The sequence below is a fragment of the Frondihabitans sp. 4ASC-45 genome, from assembly GCF_049472575.1.
Lineage (GTDB): Bacteria > Actinomycetota > Actinomycetes > Actinomycetales > Microbacteriaceae > Frondihabitans.
This window is the reverse complement of sequence record NZ_JBCEBN010000001.1, coordinates 614,574-628,493: the sequence shown is the minus strand read 5'-3', so window position 1 is coordinate 628,493 and position 13,920 is coordinate 614,574. Positions and strand designations below refer to the sequence as shown.

The following is a 13,920-nucleotide window of genomic DNA, read 5'->3' as shown; positions in this document are numbered from 1 at the left end:
CTGGTGCTCGCATTGCTAGCACTGCTACTGTTGACTATGACAATCGAAGAGCGTCGAGCCCGCGACCGATCGGCGCGACGTCGCCTGATCACGACGGCGGCCCGCTCGATCGCCGAAAGCGAAGGCTGGGAGGCCGTCACGACGAGGCGCCTGTCGACCGAGATCGAATACAGCCAGCCGGTCATCTACAAGCACTTCGCCTCGCTCGACGACATCGCCGATGCCGTCGCCCTCGAGGGCTTCGAGGAGCTCTTCGAGGCCCTTCATGAGGCGCGCGTCACCGCCGCCTCGGGCGATGCGCTGTCAGCCGTGGCCCATCGCTACGCCGCCTTTGCGACCGATGCGCCCGCCGTCTACGACGCGATGTTCAGCCGAACCTCCCGCCTGCACTTCGGAAGCGGTTCGGCCTCGTCGCTGTCGCCGGCGCCGTCGTCTGCCTTCGCCGAGTTGAGGGCGGCGGTGGAACCTCACGCCGGCGATGCCGACGTCGAAATGCTCACCGAGGTGCTCTGGGCGAGCCTGCACGGCCTCGTGGAGCTACAGCGAGGCGCCCGATTGCGGCCGGATCACCAGGAGGCCCGGATCCTTCTGTTGGTGGACAGGATCGTTCCGAATCGGCTTCTCGCGAAGCCTGGGCCGGTGAGCGGCTATCAAGAAAGCTAATTGACTCTGGAATCAAGCGTGACTCTCGGGTACTAGTTCATGTGCTATTTCGAGCCCCGCCGAGCCGCCGAGCGGGGCGGGTTCGTGCGGAGTCGCTCGCTGATACGACCGAGGATGCGGGCGAGATCCTTCGCGTCGTCGTCGGTGATTGGAGCGAACAGCAGGTCGTGCACGGTGCCAATGTGCCCGGGGAACACCGCTGCGAGCACGCTTCGCCCCGCCGCGGTGATCGCGACGACGGTGCTGCGCTCGTCGTCTGGCGAGGGTGATCGCGTCACGAGCCCGCGCTGCTCGAGGAGCTGTGCCTGGTAGGTCAGCCCGCTTCGGCTGTACACGACCTTGTCGGCGAGGTCGGTCATGCGCTGACGGCCGTCGGCGGTGTCGCCGAGCCTCGCCAGAAGCTGGAACTGCACATAGCTCAGCCCGCCGACGTCACGGAGCTGCTTCTCGACGGTCGGTCGCAGCAGTGCGCCCACCTCGGTGAATGCCAGATAGGCGCTGAGTTGAGTCGGGGTGAGGGTGGTGGGCGAATCCGGCATGTGTCCATCGTAGCTGTTGCTTCGAGTTCGAAGCAGTGGTAGCTTTCCGGTATTCGCTTCGAATTCGAAGCAATTGACGAAAGGATCCATCATGAAGGCAGTGCAGTACCGCGAAGTCGGCGGACCCGAGGTCCTCCGCTACAGCGACATCGAGCAGCCCGCTCCCGGCCCTGGCGAGGTTCGGTTGCGCGTCGCGGCATCCGCTTACAGCGCAGCCGACAACGGCATGCGCGCCGGGTTCCTGCCGATCCCGATCGAACTCCCGCACGTGCCGGGCTACGACGTCTCCGGAACGGTCGATGCTCTCGGGGAGGGTGTCACGGGCGTGGCCAACGGTGACCCGGTGATCTCATTCCTGCCGATGGAACGCGACGGCGGCGCGGCAGAGTACGTCGTCGCCCCCGCCGACGCGGTCGTGCCGGCGCCCACGAGTATCCCTCTGGCCGATGCCGCCGCACTGCCGTCGGTGGCGCTGACGGCGTGGCAGGCGCTTTTCGATGAGGGGCGGCTCGAGGCGGGTCAGCGGGTGCTCATCGTTGGCGCCGGCGGTGTGGTCGGCAAATACGCCATCCAGCTCGCAAAGCGTGCCGGCGTGCACGTCATCGCGACCGCCAGCCCGCGCAGCGCAGCGGCGGTGCAGGCCGCCGGTGCCGATCAGGTGATCGACCACACCGAGACCGACGTTCTCCAGGCCGTCGAGGGGCAGGTCGACGTTCTGCTGAACCTCGCTCCCATCGAACCCGACGAATTTGCCGCCGCCGTGGCAATGGTCCGAGACGGCGGAGCGGTCGTGAGCACCACCGCGTTCATGCCGACACCCGGTGACGACTCCCGAGGGGTGCGGGCCGCGACAGTGTTCGTGCTCCCGAATCGACAGCGCCTCACTGAGCTCGTGTCCCTCGTCGATTCGGGGGCGCTCACGGTCGAGGTCACTCGCCGGATCCCGCTGACCGAGCTGCAGTCGCTGCACGCCGAGGGTGCGGCCGGGCGGGTGTCCGGCAAGGTCATCGTCCTGCCGTAGTGATGGTCTCGGTCCTTGCGAGATTGTCGCGAATCTTGGCGGGGAGGCGGCTCTCTAAAAACCTAATTGACTCTGGAGTCAATGACGACTTTCGAGAGGTGCCCTACCGTGCGCCTGATTCGACTCGGCGGGGCTGCATCTCAGCCCCGCCCGACCTGCAGCGCGGCAAGCACGACATCGTCGATGACGGCGACGAAGAAGTCGCGCTGCGCCGGTCTGTCTGCGGCGGTCAGGTAGTGGGTACTCATCGCCGGGATCACGTCGGCGACGATCGGCACCCGCGCGGCCATCTCGGCGGAGATCTCTCCCCGGTCGATCGCGCGGGTCAGCAGGCGGCGGTAGATCTCGCCGTACGGCTCGGTCACCTCCGCCCGGACGGCCCCGGCGATGCGCTCCGAAGCTCGTGCAGCCGAGGTGAGGCCGGAAAACAGGGCGAGGCGCCGATCGGGCCCGCCGAGCCAGGGGGAGTCGACGACGGCGAGCAGATCGGAACGCAAGGATCCCAAGTCGGGTAACTGCTCGATCTCGGGAGGGAGTCCGATGGAGTGGATCGCCGCGAGAACGAGATCGTCTTTCGTCGCCCATCGGCGGTACAGCGTCGTCTTGGCCTTGCCCGTGCGTGCGGCGACGTCATCCAGGGTGACCCGGTCGTAGGCCCGCTCGGCCAGGAGGTCGAGGGTCACCTCGAGAATCAACGCGTCGCGTGAACGATCGAAGGGGCGGCCGACCTGTGTGGCGTCAGGGGGGCGGTTCGAATCGGTCACGAACAAAGCCTAGGCGGTGCCGAGGGGTTACGCTACTGATGAGTAGCGTAATTACAAAACACGGCCGCTAGGCGGTCGAGAAGGAGGAGACGATGAAGATCGACAACTCGGTGGTCATCATCACGGGTGCGTCGTCCGGTATCGGGGCGGCGACGGCGCGAGCGGCGGCGGCGGCTGGCGCGAGGGTCGTCTTGGCGGCTCGGCGCGAGGATCGCATCAGCGCCCTCGCCGATGAGCTCGACGGCGCGATCGCCGTTCGATGCGACGTGACCGACCAGGAGCAGGTGGCGGCGATGGTGCAGACCACCCTGGATGCGTTCGGTCGCGTCGACGCTCTCGTCAACAATGCCGGTCAAGGGTTGCAGGCGACGACGGAGCAGATCTCGCTCGACGATTTCCGCGGGGTGCTCGAGCTGAATCTGGTGGCACCCCTCGCCCTGATGCAAGCGGTGCTTCCGGCGATGCGGCGACAGGGGGCCGGCTGCATCGTCAACGTCAGCTCGGGGACGACCTTCGCGGATGTTCCCGGCACGGGCGGCTACGTCGCATCGAAGATCGCTCTCGAGCGGCTCTCGGCGATCGCCCGAAATGAACTCGAGGGAACGGGCGTGACCGTCTCGACGATGATCCCGTTCGCCACGAATACCGAGTTCCTCAGCTCGATTCGAGCCGGCCGAGCCGATGCCGAGGCGATGACCTCCGGTGCGACGTTCGATGCACCCGAGCAGGTCGCCGACGCGATCCTGGAGTTGATCCTGACGGGAGACGCTCGGTTGGATCTCGTGCCGGTGGCGTACGGAGGCACCCGCCCGTAGGCCGGGTTGGAGGTCAAGGGGCACCCCGGCTCACCCGGGCTCTCCCTCTCTCCGCGCGGGAGCGGCGAGCGGGGAGCGACTAGACCTACGGGCGCGACGTCTTGGCGAGCGCGACGAGGTACCGGCAGTCGCTCGAGCCCGAGTTCGCGAAAGTGCAGTCGGCGGCCTCGCCGAGTTGCAGGCAGTCACCCGCCTCGAGTGTGTGGCGGTCGGCGCCCTCGGTGAAGTCGAGAGTGCCGGCGGTGACCCAGATCTGCTGGTCGATGAAGCGGAACGCGTCTGCGGGGTAGTGCACCGATGCGCCCGGCGGAAGCGAGACGTCGACCAGCTCCAGGGCCGCTGCTGTGCCGGGTGACAGTGCTCGCCGCGAGTAGCCCGTCTCGGGGTCTCTCCAGACCTGCTGGTCGACCGCCCGGAGCAGGCGCGACCCCTCGCTTTCGGCGCGCACGATGAGCTCGGAGAGGGTGAGGCCGAGGCCTGCGGAGAGGCGGGCGAGCAGGGCCGCAGTCGGCTGGACGTCACTGCGTTCGATACGGGCGATCATGGCCCGAGAGACCCCGGAGCGCTCTGCGAGGCCGACCAGGGAGAGGTTCTGCTCCGCCCGGGCCACCCGGACGGTGCGGGCAAGGGCGTCGGTGAGATCGTCGACCATCGTGTCTCCTGTTCTTATGGTGCCGCTTTTGGCTACTATATGGCCATGACAGCCTCACGCCTGATTCGACCGGCCCTCGCATCGGATGCCGACGCCTGCGCCGCCATCTACGCGCCGTATGTGCGGGCCACCGCGATCACCTTCGAGACCGAGCCCCCGTCCGCTGACGACATGGCGCGTCGAATCGCCGCGGCGCAGGAGCGGCACACGTGGCTGGTCCTCGAGGAAGACGGAGTCGTGATCGGCTACGCCTACGCGGGCCCCTTCATGTCTCGCGCTGCGTACCAGTGGAGTTGCGAGGTCAGCGTGTATCTCGACAGCGACCGGCGCAGCTCGGGGGGCGGCAGCGCCCTGTATGCGGCGCTGCTTCCCGCCCTGCAGGAGCGCGGGTTCCGGCGCGTCATCGCCGGCGTGACGCAGCCCAACCCGGCCAGCGCCCGACTCCACGATCGATTCGGCTTCGAGCCGGTGGGCACTCATGCCAACATCGGCTGGAAGCTCGACAGTTGGCACGACGTGACCTGGTCGCAACTCGACCTGCCGCACGGTGATGACGTGAAGGCGGCGCCCCTCCCGCTGCGCTGACCGCCTTCCGGTCGCACCGGGTCGGATCCTGGTGTCGCGCCTTGCCGCCGACGTGCCCTGGCGCGTTCCCTAGCGGCGGATGACGTTCTGGAGCGCCGCCCACTGGAGCAGCATGATCGTCTTGCCATCGAGGATCCTGCCGTCCGCGATCATCTCGAGCGCGTCATCGAACGGGAGCTCGACGATCTCGATGTCTTCGCCCTCGTCCGCGACGCCGCCACCCGCGCTGGTCCGGTCACCGGGGGAGTACGTCGCGGCGTAGAAGTGGACGCGTTCAGTCGCCGATCCCGGGCTCATGTACGCATCGAAGACGTGGGTCAACTCTCCGACCTCGACACCGAGCTCTTCGCTCGCCTCGCGCCGAATCGCGGTCTCGGGGTCGTCGTCGTCGAGCAGACCTGCGGCGGTCTCGAGGAGCATGCCGTCGGGGTGGTCGTTGACGTAGGCGGGAAACCGGAACTGCCTGGTCAGGAGGACGGTCTGCCTCGCGGGGTCGTAGAGCAGGATCGTCGCGCCGTTGCCCCGGTCGTAGGTCTCGCGCTGCTGGGTCGACCATTCGCCGTCCTGCCCGCGGATGTCGAAGGTCGTGCGGCGGAGTACGTGCCAGCCGTCAGAGGTGACCTCGACGTCACGGACCACGACATCCGGGTTCCGATCGAGATCACGACCGGTTTGATCCAGGCCGGTTCGGCCTCGGGAGTCGGGAAGGGAGACGCCTCGGGAATCGATCACGCCTCGACCGTATCGGACCCGGTCGCGAGACTGAATGCAGGCGCCAGACGACGGTGCAGGGTGTCGCCGAGCCGGGGCGCTAGTGCCGGCGGTGCCGACCGGTCGCCGGAGCGGTGAGAGCGCTGTCGAGTTGTGTCGTGAGGATGCCGGCGAGATCCTCGAGCGTGCGGATGTCGTCGGGGGTCCACTGTCGGGGCCGGTGATCGATGGCGCAGAGAGCGCCGACCGCGTGGCCGTCGGCGGTGATGAGGGGGATGCCTGCGTAGGCGATCCAGTCGCTCTCCGAGACGGACGGGCTGGAGGCGACGAGGGGGTGCGTGCTGGTGTCGTCGATGATGAGGGGTTGCCGGGAGGTGATGGCGTACTGGCAGTAGGAGTACTCCAACGGCGCACTGCCGGCGGCCGACCAGGGGGGAGTGAGGCCGACGTGGCTGGCGTAGACCTGTCGGTCGTTCTCGATCAAGGTGACGAGAGAGACCGGGGTGCGCAACTGATCGGAAGTGAGTCTCGTGAACTCGTCGAAGTCGACGGCTCCCGAGCTGTCTCGGAGAGCGCGAACGGCGGCAAGCCGATCGACGTCGTTCAGCAGTGAGACGGGAGCGTGGTCCAACCCGCCGGGAAGACCGAGCTGGGTGGCGACCGCTCGTCGCAGGGCGTCTTCGCCGAGGGGCCCGGAGAGCACGCGGGTGGCGCCCGCCTTCTCCGCCGCGAGCCGCTTCTCGGGGGTGTTCGCGATCACCACGACGGGGGTGTTGGCGGTGGTGGGAAGGGAGAACAGTCGTCCGACGAGGGCGAGCCCGAACTCGTGCGTCATCGAGTCGCCGAGGATCACCAGGTCGGGTTCCGCGCGGAGGATCGCAGTGGTGGCCTCGAAAGGGCCCTCCCCGATCAACAACTCGAACCCGTGGGGCAGGAGGGCCTGCATGGCTTCGCGCCGAGTGCTCGGATCGCTGTCGACCAGAAACACCTTGGCGGCGGGGGCCTCGGTGCTGAGGGCCTCTGTGCTGATCGCCTCGGCGGTGGGAGCGGAGGCGACGGTGGCGGCAGTGGTGGGCATGGAAGCTCTCCTCGGACGGCTCGCGTGACAGTGCCGAGTCGCGCCCACGAGGATCCCCGTGGTTGCGAACGAGGCACCCTGAAGCTTTAGCCTCGCAATATCGTGGCTCGATGGTTACACCCAGTGCGGGGGCCGTAGTCGCCCCTGCATGCACGAAAGATTCCGCTCGCACTCAGCGGCAGGCACAAAGATGGCCGGTAGTACATGGTGTGCACCCTCCGTGGGCTGCACGGAAAGCCGGACGAAGGAGACCCCTATGGCGAAGACCACGAAGCTCGAGAAGTCTGCCGAGAAGGCCTACGACAAGGCGAAGGAAGCGGTCAAGGACGCCCGCGACCTCGCCAAGAAGGTGGCGAAGAAGAAGCGCCCGCCCGTCGACGACCTCAAGAAGGATTTGAAGAAGGCGAAGGCCGACCTCGCGACGACTCCGGCCAAGTCGGCGGCGCCGAAGTCGGATGAGGCCAAGGCGGGCGCCCTCTACACGCCGCCGCTGCCGCACAGCGCCGAGTCGGACGACCTCCACGCCCAGACCATGATCAGCCTGCGCACGACCGCGAAGGCCAAGGGGCTGACGGGTATCTCGCGGCTCAACAAGGCCGGCCTGATCGAGCGGCTTGAGCGCTCCGGCAGCTGACCCGCGGGCTGTAGATCGGCGAAGTCGCGCGAATCGGCCAGCGTCACAGCGCCGCGGCGCGTGAGGTTGGCCGATTCGCGTCAGGTCGCAAGCCCTCTTCCGTGAGGGGGCCTCTCCGGCTATGCTTGCGGTGATTTATCGATAAAGCGCTTTTGAGGCGTTTGTCACAGGTCACCATCCAGCAGAGTCGCTTGAGAGGATCCGCCCCTATGTCAACTCGATCACCACGCCTACGCACCTCGAGACCACCACGGCTAGCGGCCATCGTCGGTGCGGCGGCCATCATCCTGGGCTCGCTCGTCGCGGGCACCGCGGCCGCACCGAAAGCCGAGGCCGCAACGACGGCCTCCTGTGACATCTATGCCAGCGGCAATACCCCCTGCGTCGCCGCCTACAGCACGACTCGCGCCCTCTTTGGGGCGTACAACGGCCGGCTCTACCAAGTGAAGCGCGCGTCCGATGGCGCCACGACCGACATCGCCACCACCGCGGCGGGTGGCTACGCCAATGCCGCCGCCCAGGATTCGTTCTGCTCGGGGACGACCTGCACCATTCCGGCGATCTACGACCAGACCTCCCGGCACAACGATCTCTCGGTGGCGCCCGCCGGTGATGCCGGCCCGGCCAATCACGCCGCCTCGGCGACCGCCCTGCCCGTGACCGTTGCCGGACACCAGGCGTACGGCCTGTACATGCCCCCGCAGGTCGCCTATCGCCGAGCGAGCACCATCACGACGGGCACGGCACGGGGCGCTTCCCCTGAGTCGATGTACGAGGTGGCCAGTGGCACCAACAGCAACAACGGCTGCTGCTCCGACTTCGGAAACGTCGAGACGGAAGAGAAAGACACCGGGCAGGGGCACATGGACGCCCTGAACCTGTCGACCCTGAACGGTCCCGGTAGCACGGGTAAAGGGCCGTGGGTGCAAGCGGATCTGGAGAACGGCGTCTTCCAGGGCGGTACGGCCACGTACACCCCCAACGCCGGCAACGGCAGCAAGTTCGTGACGGCAATCCTGAAGAACAACGGAACGAACACCTTCGCCTTGAAGGGCGGCAACTCGCAGTCGGGTTCGTTGTCGACGTGGTACGAAGGCGCAGAACCGGCCGGCGACTACACGCCGATGAAGCTCGAAGGCTCCATCGTCCTCGGTGCGGGCGGCGACAACTCCAACCGCGGAACACAGTCCTTCTACGAAGGGGTGATGACCAGCGGATACGCGTCGACGGCAACGGACAACGCCGTTCAGCAGAACATCGTCGCGCAGAACTACCAGGCTGTGACCACAGGCGGCGGGCCCGGATCGCAGATCGTCGGCCCGGGCGGCAAGTGCGTCGATGTCGCCGGAGACGACACGGGTGGCAACCTCGCGGTTGTCCAGCTCTACGACTGCCAGACGCTCGCCGCCGACCAACACTGGTCCGGTTCGGCATACGGCAATGGCACCCTCGGCACCCTGGGCCGCTGCCTTGACGCCGACGGCAACGCCGCCGCGAATGGCACCAAGCTCGAGCTCTACGACTGCAACGGCTCGGGCGGACAGCAGTGGCGTGTACAGGGAGACGGCTCGATCAAGAATCCCCAGTCGGGACGATGCCTCGACGATCCCTCCGGCAACACCGCCAACGGTACAGCCCTGCAGCTCTACGACTGCAATGGCGCCGCTCCGCAGAAGTTCACGGTGGCCGTGCCCATCATCGGCAACGGCGGAAAATGCGTCGATGTCGCAGGTGACGACCTTCAGCAGAACGGCAGCCAGGTGCAGCTGTTCGACTGCCTGACCATCGAGACTGCGCAGCCAGCCGCGCAGGATCAGCAGTGGACGGTCACGGCATCCGACCACACCATTCGCAGCCTCGGACGATGCTTGGACGCGAACGGCAACGCAACGGCCAACGGGACGCACGTCGAGTTGTACCAGTGCAATGGCGTCGGCGGGCAGCAGTGGATTCCCCAGGCGAACGGATCGATCCTCAACCCGCAGTCCGGTCGCTGCCTCGACGACCCGTCGGGCAACACGGCCAACCAGACAGCACTTCAGCTGTACGACTGCAACGGCAACCAGGCTCAGGTGTTCGTCATCAACTGAGCGCGCATCGCCTGCACGTGTGCCCGTGGCCTCTCGGCTGCGGGCACACGCGTGTGAGCGGCGAGCCCTGCCGGCCATGTGTGGCGGGGACGGCCCGACCTAGAGCTCTCTTGGCGTCTCGGTCGCCGAGCAGCCGCACGACTCCCGAGCGATGAACTGCACGTCGAAGTCTCGCCTGGTCCAGCCGGGCACGCCGTCGACGATCTGGAGAAGTCGCTCCGTGGCGTCCCGGGCCATCTCCTCCACCGGAACCCTCACCGTGCTGATTCCCGGGCTGACGACTCGGGCCAGGCCGAAGTCGTCGAAACCCACAACCGACATGTCGGTCGGCACGGCGATATCGAGCCGAGTCAGTGCGGTGATGGCGCCGAATGCCATGTCGTCATTGGCGAAGACCATCCCGTCGTAGTCGGCGAGACGGGAGCCGAGTTCGTCGACGACTGTCGCCCCACCCTGCTCAGTGAGATCGGACTCGACGATGAGGGAGTCTTCGTCGACTCCCGCCTCGCGGACGGCGTCCGCGAACCCGAGGCTGCGATCGAGTCCGGTCTGGTGGTCACGCGGGCCGGCGACATGGATCAGACGCTTCCGGCCGTGGACCTCGAGGAGGTGCCTGGTGGCGAGAGCTGACGCGGCACGGTCGTCGATTCCCACCGTCACCGGCTCGTCGAGGTACGGAAAATTACCGATGAGGACGACCGGAACGCCTCCCTGTGAGAGGCGCTGGACCGTGGAATCGGTGATCGCGGCGCTCGTGACGACGGCACCGTCGACCATGTTGCCCCGAAGCACGCGTTCGTAGGCGGCGAGCCCATGGGCCTCGTCGGCGTTGGTGGCGAGGAGGGTCTGAACGTCGCGTCGGTTGCAGGCTTCGGTGACACCCTGCAGGACGTGCGTGAAGTAGGAGTGGCCGAACACGTGCGTGGCCGTGAGAGGAACGATGAGCGCGATGGTGTTCGTCTTCTGATTGCGCAGCGCCCTCGCGGCCGACGATCCGACGTACCCCAACTCGGTCGCAGCCTGCCGGATCGCGATCTTCTTCTCGGCGCTGATGCGCCCGTTGTCGAGCAACGCCATCGACACGGCGGCGGGGGTCACGCCGACCTTCTCGGCGACGTCTTTGAGGGTCACCCTTCGCCCGTTCGTGGAGGCCATGAGATCCCTTCTGCTTGATCGATTGACCAGTCGGGCCCCAACCTACTGGACCCGACTCGCTTTCTTCATACGGGCATCGGCCCGCCCTGCACGATCGCACGAATGACGCCAGGATCCAGCTTGGGTACGCGATCCTCGGTCAGAAGGCCGTTCGCCTCCTGCATGGTGTCGGTGAGCTGGGTGTAGCAGGATCCGACGACCGCGCGCCCAGCCCGGATCCCTTCGTAGACGGCCAGGAGACGAGCCTGGAAATCCTCGGCGGATGTGGCGGAGGAGTAGCCCCACGCGTCCTCGGCCCGAGCACCGGGCGAGTACGTGATGCCGCCGAATTCCGTGACCATCACCGGGGCGTCGTCTCGGATCGACCCGGTGACTGTCATTCGACGCCCGGCAGGACCGAGCCCGTTCATGAGGTTCGCGCGAAGATTGGGGTCGGCGTACCGGTCGGTCAGGACGGCTTGGTCGGAGTCGTAGTCGTGCACGGTGAGGATGTCGGAGTCGACGTGTTCCCACCCATCATTGGAGATCACAGGCCTGGTGGGGTCGATGGCTCTGGTCAGTGCCGTCAGCGCCTGAGCGAACGCGACCTGACGCGGGTCGTGGGCGATGTGCTGAATGCCCCAGCTCTCGTTCATCGGAACCCACGTGACGATCGAGGGGTGCGAGCGATCACGGTCGACGACGTCCAGCCACTCCCGCGTCGTGCGCGAGACTGCCGTCGGCGAGAACTCGTAGGCGGCAGGCGCTTCTGCCCAGAGCATGAGACCCAGGCGGTCCGCCCAATAGAGGAATCTCGGATCCTCCATCTTTTGATGCACGCGGGCGCTGTTGAATCCCAGTCGAAGGATCCACGCGACTTCGTCCCGGAGTGCCTCGGGGCTCGGGGCGGCCAGATGGGAAGTAGGCCAGAAACCCTGGCTGAGAACGGAGCGGATGTAGACGGGGCGTTCGTTCAATAAGAAGGAACGGTTGGCTATCGAGGTCGTCCGCAGTCCGAAGTAGCTGACGACTCGGTCGCGGCCGACTGTGACATCGGCGGTGATGAGGGAGGGATTGTCGGGTGACCAGAGCAATCGCTCGTAGTCCTGTCCGTTCGCCTGTCGGGGGAGGTCGAGGGTGACCGTGGCACGTTGCCCGACGAGCGAGGCAGTGATCTCCGCGAGTGCGACCTCACCGTGGGTGAGCGTGATGCGAACAGTGTCGCCTGACAGGGGCGGTGCCGTGAGTCGCAGTTCGCAGACCACCCGTGCCCCGGGCACATCGGCCGTCCAGTGCAGCTTCTCGACGGCGACGGCGGGTGTGGTCTCGAGCCACACGCTCTGCCAGATGCCGGTTGTCCTGCGGTACCAGATGACGTGCGCGTCGCTCTGCCAGTCCTGTTTGCCGCGAGGTTGGCCGACGTCGGCGGCGTAATCCTCGGCGCGGACGGTCACGGTATAGCCGGCGTTCCCAGGCTGGATTGGCACCACGAGCGAAAAGGGGGTGTGACCCCCCTCGTGCTGGGCGACCTGCGCTCCGTCCAGCCACACTGTGGCACGGTAGTCGACCGCACCGAAGTGGAGCACGAGACGGGGCCTGTCGTTCTCGTCGTAGCCGGCGGTTACGACGTCGTCCCACGAGATCTCCCGCTGGTACCAGACGACGTCATGGATTCCGTCGACTCCTATTCCCGAGGCTTTCGACTCCGGCGGGAACGGGACGATGATCGTTTCGGGGAAGGCGTGTTCTGGCAACCACCATTGCTCGGTGAGCCCGCGATCGTCGTCGTCGATGGCGAAACGCCAGACGCCGTCGAGGTTCTGCCAGTCTCGGCGGATGAGCTGCGGGCGGGGGTAGTGCGCATCATGCGCCTGCGCGGCCAGGGCCTCGGCCGAGAGGGTGTCAACCGACACGGACATCTCCGTTCGCCGGCGTCCATTCGGCTTCCTCCTGAAAGCTGCTCGCCGCACTCGTGTTCTGGCGCGTCGACTGCGAGTCGGTGACGGAGACGATGCCCATTCGCCGGAAGAAGAGGCTCGTCTCATCCGTCGAATCGGCGAATTGCTCCTGGTCCGCCGGCAGGTCGCCGCTCGGGTCGAGGACGAACTCCTCCACGTTCCGGCCGCCCGAGGCATACGACCAGTCGACGAAGTCGAGAAGAGGCCACCAGGTGTAGCCGCGGATGTCGCACCCCGCCGCGTTCAGAGTCCGGACGAGGGCTGCCGATTGCTGCAGCCATGACTGGCGTTCCTGCTCGCTGCCCTCGATGCTGGTCTCCGTGATGACGATCGGGAGACCGTACCTTCGCAGGGCGTCCTCCAAAACGTGTTGCAGCCCCGCCGCGCCTCTGTTTTCCGTCACCTGGCGGGGAGAGCCGGATGAGCCTCGAAGAATGCGCGGGGTGAGATCGGGGTAGTAGTTCACCCCGAGGACGTCGATCGTGGGAACGTCTCGAGTGAGTCGTTCGAGAGTCGACTGAGAGGCGCCGTGGTCGACGAGGTACTTCCTGTACGTGTGATCCTCGGTGACCCGACCCAGGAGCAACTCCAGGGGGAGCCGAGCGATTGCTTCGTGATGCGCGACATCGGCCTCCAATGCGGGGTCTGACGCCGAATACAGGGCAGACGCCTCGACGTGCACGATCACGGCGTCCGCGTTGGCGCGTCGAATCGCGCTGATGCTCTGTCGGATGCCGTCGACGATGGAGACGGTGACCTCGGTCCATCCGTCCCAGCCGGTGAGCGCCGGCGGCCAGACACCCCGAAGGCCGCAGAACGAGGCGGTGGTGAGCGGTTCGTTGAGGGGGGTGATGTGGTCGACGACACCGCGGTAGCGCTCCGCGAATGCGCCGGCGAACTCGGCCACGGTCTCGGCGTAGCGATCGTCGGCGAACGACCGGGTCAGCCACGTGGGCGTCCCGTAGTGGACCAGGTCGGCTACCACGACGAGACCGAGGGTCTTGACGGCGTAGTCCAGTCGTTCGTCGAGTGACTCCCAGCGGAACTCTCCCGGGGCCGTATGCACGAGTGGCCAGCTGACCCCGTACCGGAATCCGGTTGCCCCGAGCGCCTTGATGCGGTCGAAGTCCTCTCGCCAGTGATCGTCGTGACCGGTGAGGCGGTGCTCGTCGAGTGCTCCCATGGCAGAGCCGACGGGTGGATAGACGCAGGTGTCTTCGATGCCGAGGAGCCAGCGGAGCTCTCCTGAGGCGAAAAAGGGGTCTGTCATGGGGTC

Annotated in this window: 14 protein-coding genes; 6 read left to right on the top strand and 8 right to left on the bottom strand. The window is 66.7% G+C overall.

Annotated elements, in window-relative coordinates; genetic code table 11:
* Positions 1 to 36: 36 nt before the first annotated feature.
* Complete coding sequence (locus VH571_RS02910) at positions 37 to 663, top strand: TetR/AcrR family transcriptional regulator (protein ID WP_423263231.1); 627 nt, start codon at positions 37 to 39, stop codon at positions 661 to 663.
* 44 nt (positions 664 to 707) lie between these two features.
* On the opposite strand, the gene VH571_RS02905 is transcribed toward VH571_RS02910, so the two are convergent.
* The gene (locus VH571_RS02905; protein WP_423263230.1) at positions 708 to 1,202 is read right to left on the bottom strand and encodes a MarR family winged helix-turn-helix transcriptional regulator; all 495 of its coding nucleotides are present in this window, start codon (positions 1,200 to 1,202) and stop codon (positions 708 to 710) included.
* A gap of 91 nt (positions 1,203 to 1,293) precedes the next feature.
* On the opposite strand from VH571_RS02905, the gene VH571_RS02900 reads away from it, so the two are divergent.
* The gene (locus VH571_RS02900) at positions 1,294 to 2,223 is read left to right on the top strand and encodes an NADP-dependent oxidoreductase (RefSeq protein WP_423263229.1); all 930 of its coding nucleotides are present in this window, start codon (positions 1,294 to 1,296) and stop codon (positions 2,221 to 2,223) included.
* Positions 2,224 to 2,363: 140 nt separating this feature from the next.
* Here the strand turns inward: VH571_RS02900 and VH571_RS02895 are convergent, their stop codons facing one another.
* Positions 2,364 to 2,987, bottom strand: coding sequence for a TetR/AcrR family transcriptional regulator (locus tag VH571_RS02895; protein ID WP_423263228.1), 624 nt, complete (start codon positions 2,985 to 2,987; stop codon positions 2,364 to 2,366).
* Between the two features lie 92 nt (positions 2,988 to 3,079).
* Here VH571_RS02895 and VH571_RS02890 point away from each other — a divergent pair, with 92 nt between their 5' ends.
* Positions 3,080 to 3,802: an SDR family NAD(P)-dependent oxidoreductase gene (locus VH571_RS02890; RefSeq protein WP_423263227.1), complete on the top strand. Its 723-nt coding sequence runs from the start codon at positions 3,080 to 3,082 to the stop codon at positions 3,800 to 3,802.
* An 85-nt stretch (positions 3,803 to 3,887) separates the two neighbouring features.
* Here the strand turns inward: VH571_RS02890 and VH571_RS02885 are convergent, their stop codons facing one another.
* Positions 3,888 to 4,454, bottom strand: a complete 567-nt coding sequence (locus VH571_RS02885; RefSeq protein WP_423263225.1) for a helix-turn-helix domain-containing protein — start codon at positions 4,452 to 4,454, stop codon at positions 3,888 to 3,890.
* A gap of 45 nt (positions 4,455 to 4,499) precedes the next feature.
* Between VH571_RS02885 and VH571_RS02880 the strand changes: the two genes are divergently transcribed.
* A complete protein-coding gene (locus VH571_RS02880; RefSeq protein ID WP_055962301.1) occupies positions 4,500 to 5,039 on the top strand; it encodes a GNAT family N-acetyltransferase in 540 nt (179 codons plus the stop codon).
* A gap of 69 nt (positions 5,040 to 5,108) precedes the next feature.
* Here VH571_RS02880 and VH571_RS02875 read toward each other — a convergent pair whose 3' ends face one another.
* A complete protein-coding gene (locus VH571_RS02875; RefSeq protein WP_423263224.1) occupies positions 5,109 to 5,771 on the bottom strand; it encodes an NUDIX domain-containing protein in 663 nt (220 codons plus the stop codon).
* 79 nt (positions 5,772 to 5,850) lie between these two features.
* Positions 5,851 to 6,828, bottom strand: coding sequence for a GAF domain-containing protein (locus VH571_RS02870; RefSeq protein WP_423263223.1), 978 nt, complete (start codon positions 6,826 to 6,828; stop codon positions 5,851 to 5,853).
* Between the two features lie 256 nt (positions 6,829 to 7,084).
* Between VH571_RS02870 and VH571_RS02865 the strand changes: the two genes are divergently transcribed.
* Both VH571_RS02865 and VH571_RS02860 read left to right on the top strand, forming a co-directional pair.
* Entirely contained in the window at positions 7,085 to 7,462 is a 378-nt protein-coding gene (locus VH571_RS02865) for a hypothetical protein (protein WP_423263222.1), read from the top strand.
* A gap of 209 nt (positions 7,463 to 7,671) precedes the next feature.
* Positions 7,672 to 9,552, top strand: coding sequence for an arabinofuranosidase catalytic domain-containing protein (locus VH571_RS02860; RefSeq protein ID WP_423263221.1), 1,881 nt, complete (start codon positions 7,672 to 7,674; stop codon positions 9,550 to 9,552).
* A 99-nt stretch (positions 9,553 to 9,651) separates the two neighbouring features.
* On the opposite strand, the gene VH571_RS02855 is transcribed toward VH571_RS02860, so the two are convergent.
* The 3 genes from VH571_RS02855 to VH571_RS02845 form a co-directional block, all read right to left on the bottom strand.
* On the bottom strand, positions 9,652 to 10,707 hold the full coding sequence (locus VH571_RS02855) for a LacI family DNA-binding transcriptional regulator (protein WP_423263220.1): 1,056 nt from the start codon (positions 10,705 to 10,707) through the stop codon (positions 9,652 to 9,654).
* A gap of 65 nt (positions 10,708 to 10,772) precedes the next feature.
* Positions 10,773 to 12,599: a glycoside hydrolase family 2 protein gene (locus VH571_RS02850; RefSeq protein ID WP_423263219.1), complete on the bottom strand. Its 1,827-nt coding sequence runs from the start codon at positions 12,597 to 12,599 to the stop codon at positions 10,773 to 10,775.
* Positions 12,589 to 13,914 (bottom strand): family 1 glycosylhydrolase, encoded by a 1,326-nt coding sequence (locus tag VH571_RS02845; protein ID WP_423263218.1) that lies wholly within the window; start codon positions 13,912 to 13,914, stop codon positions 12,589 to 12,591. The genes VH571_RS02850 and VH571_RS02845 overlap by 11 nt, the downstream gene beginning before the upstream one ends.
* Between the last annotated feature and the right edge of the window lie 6 nt (positions 13,915 to 13,920).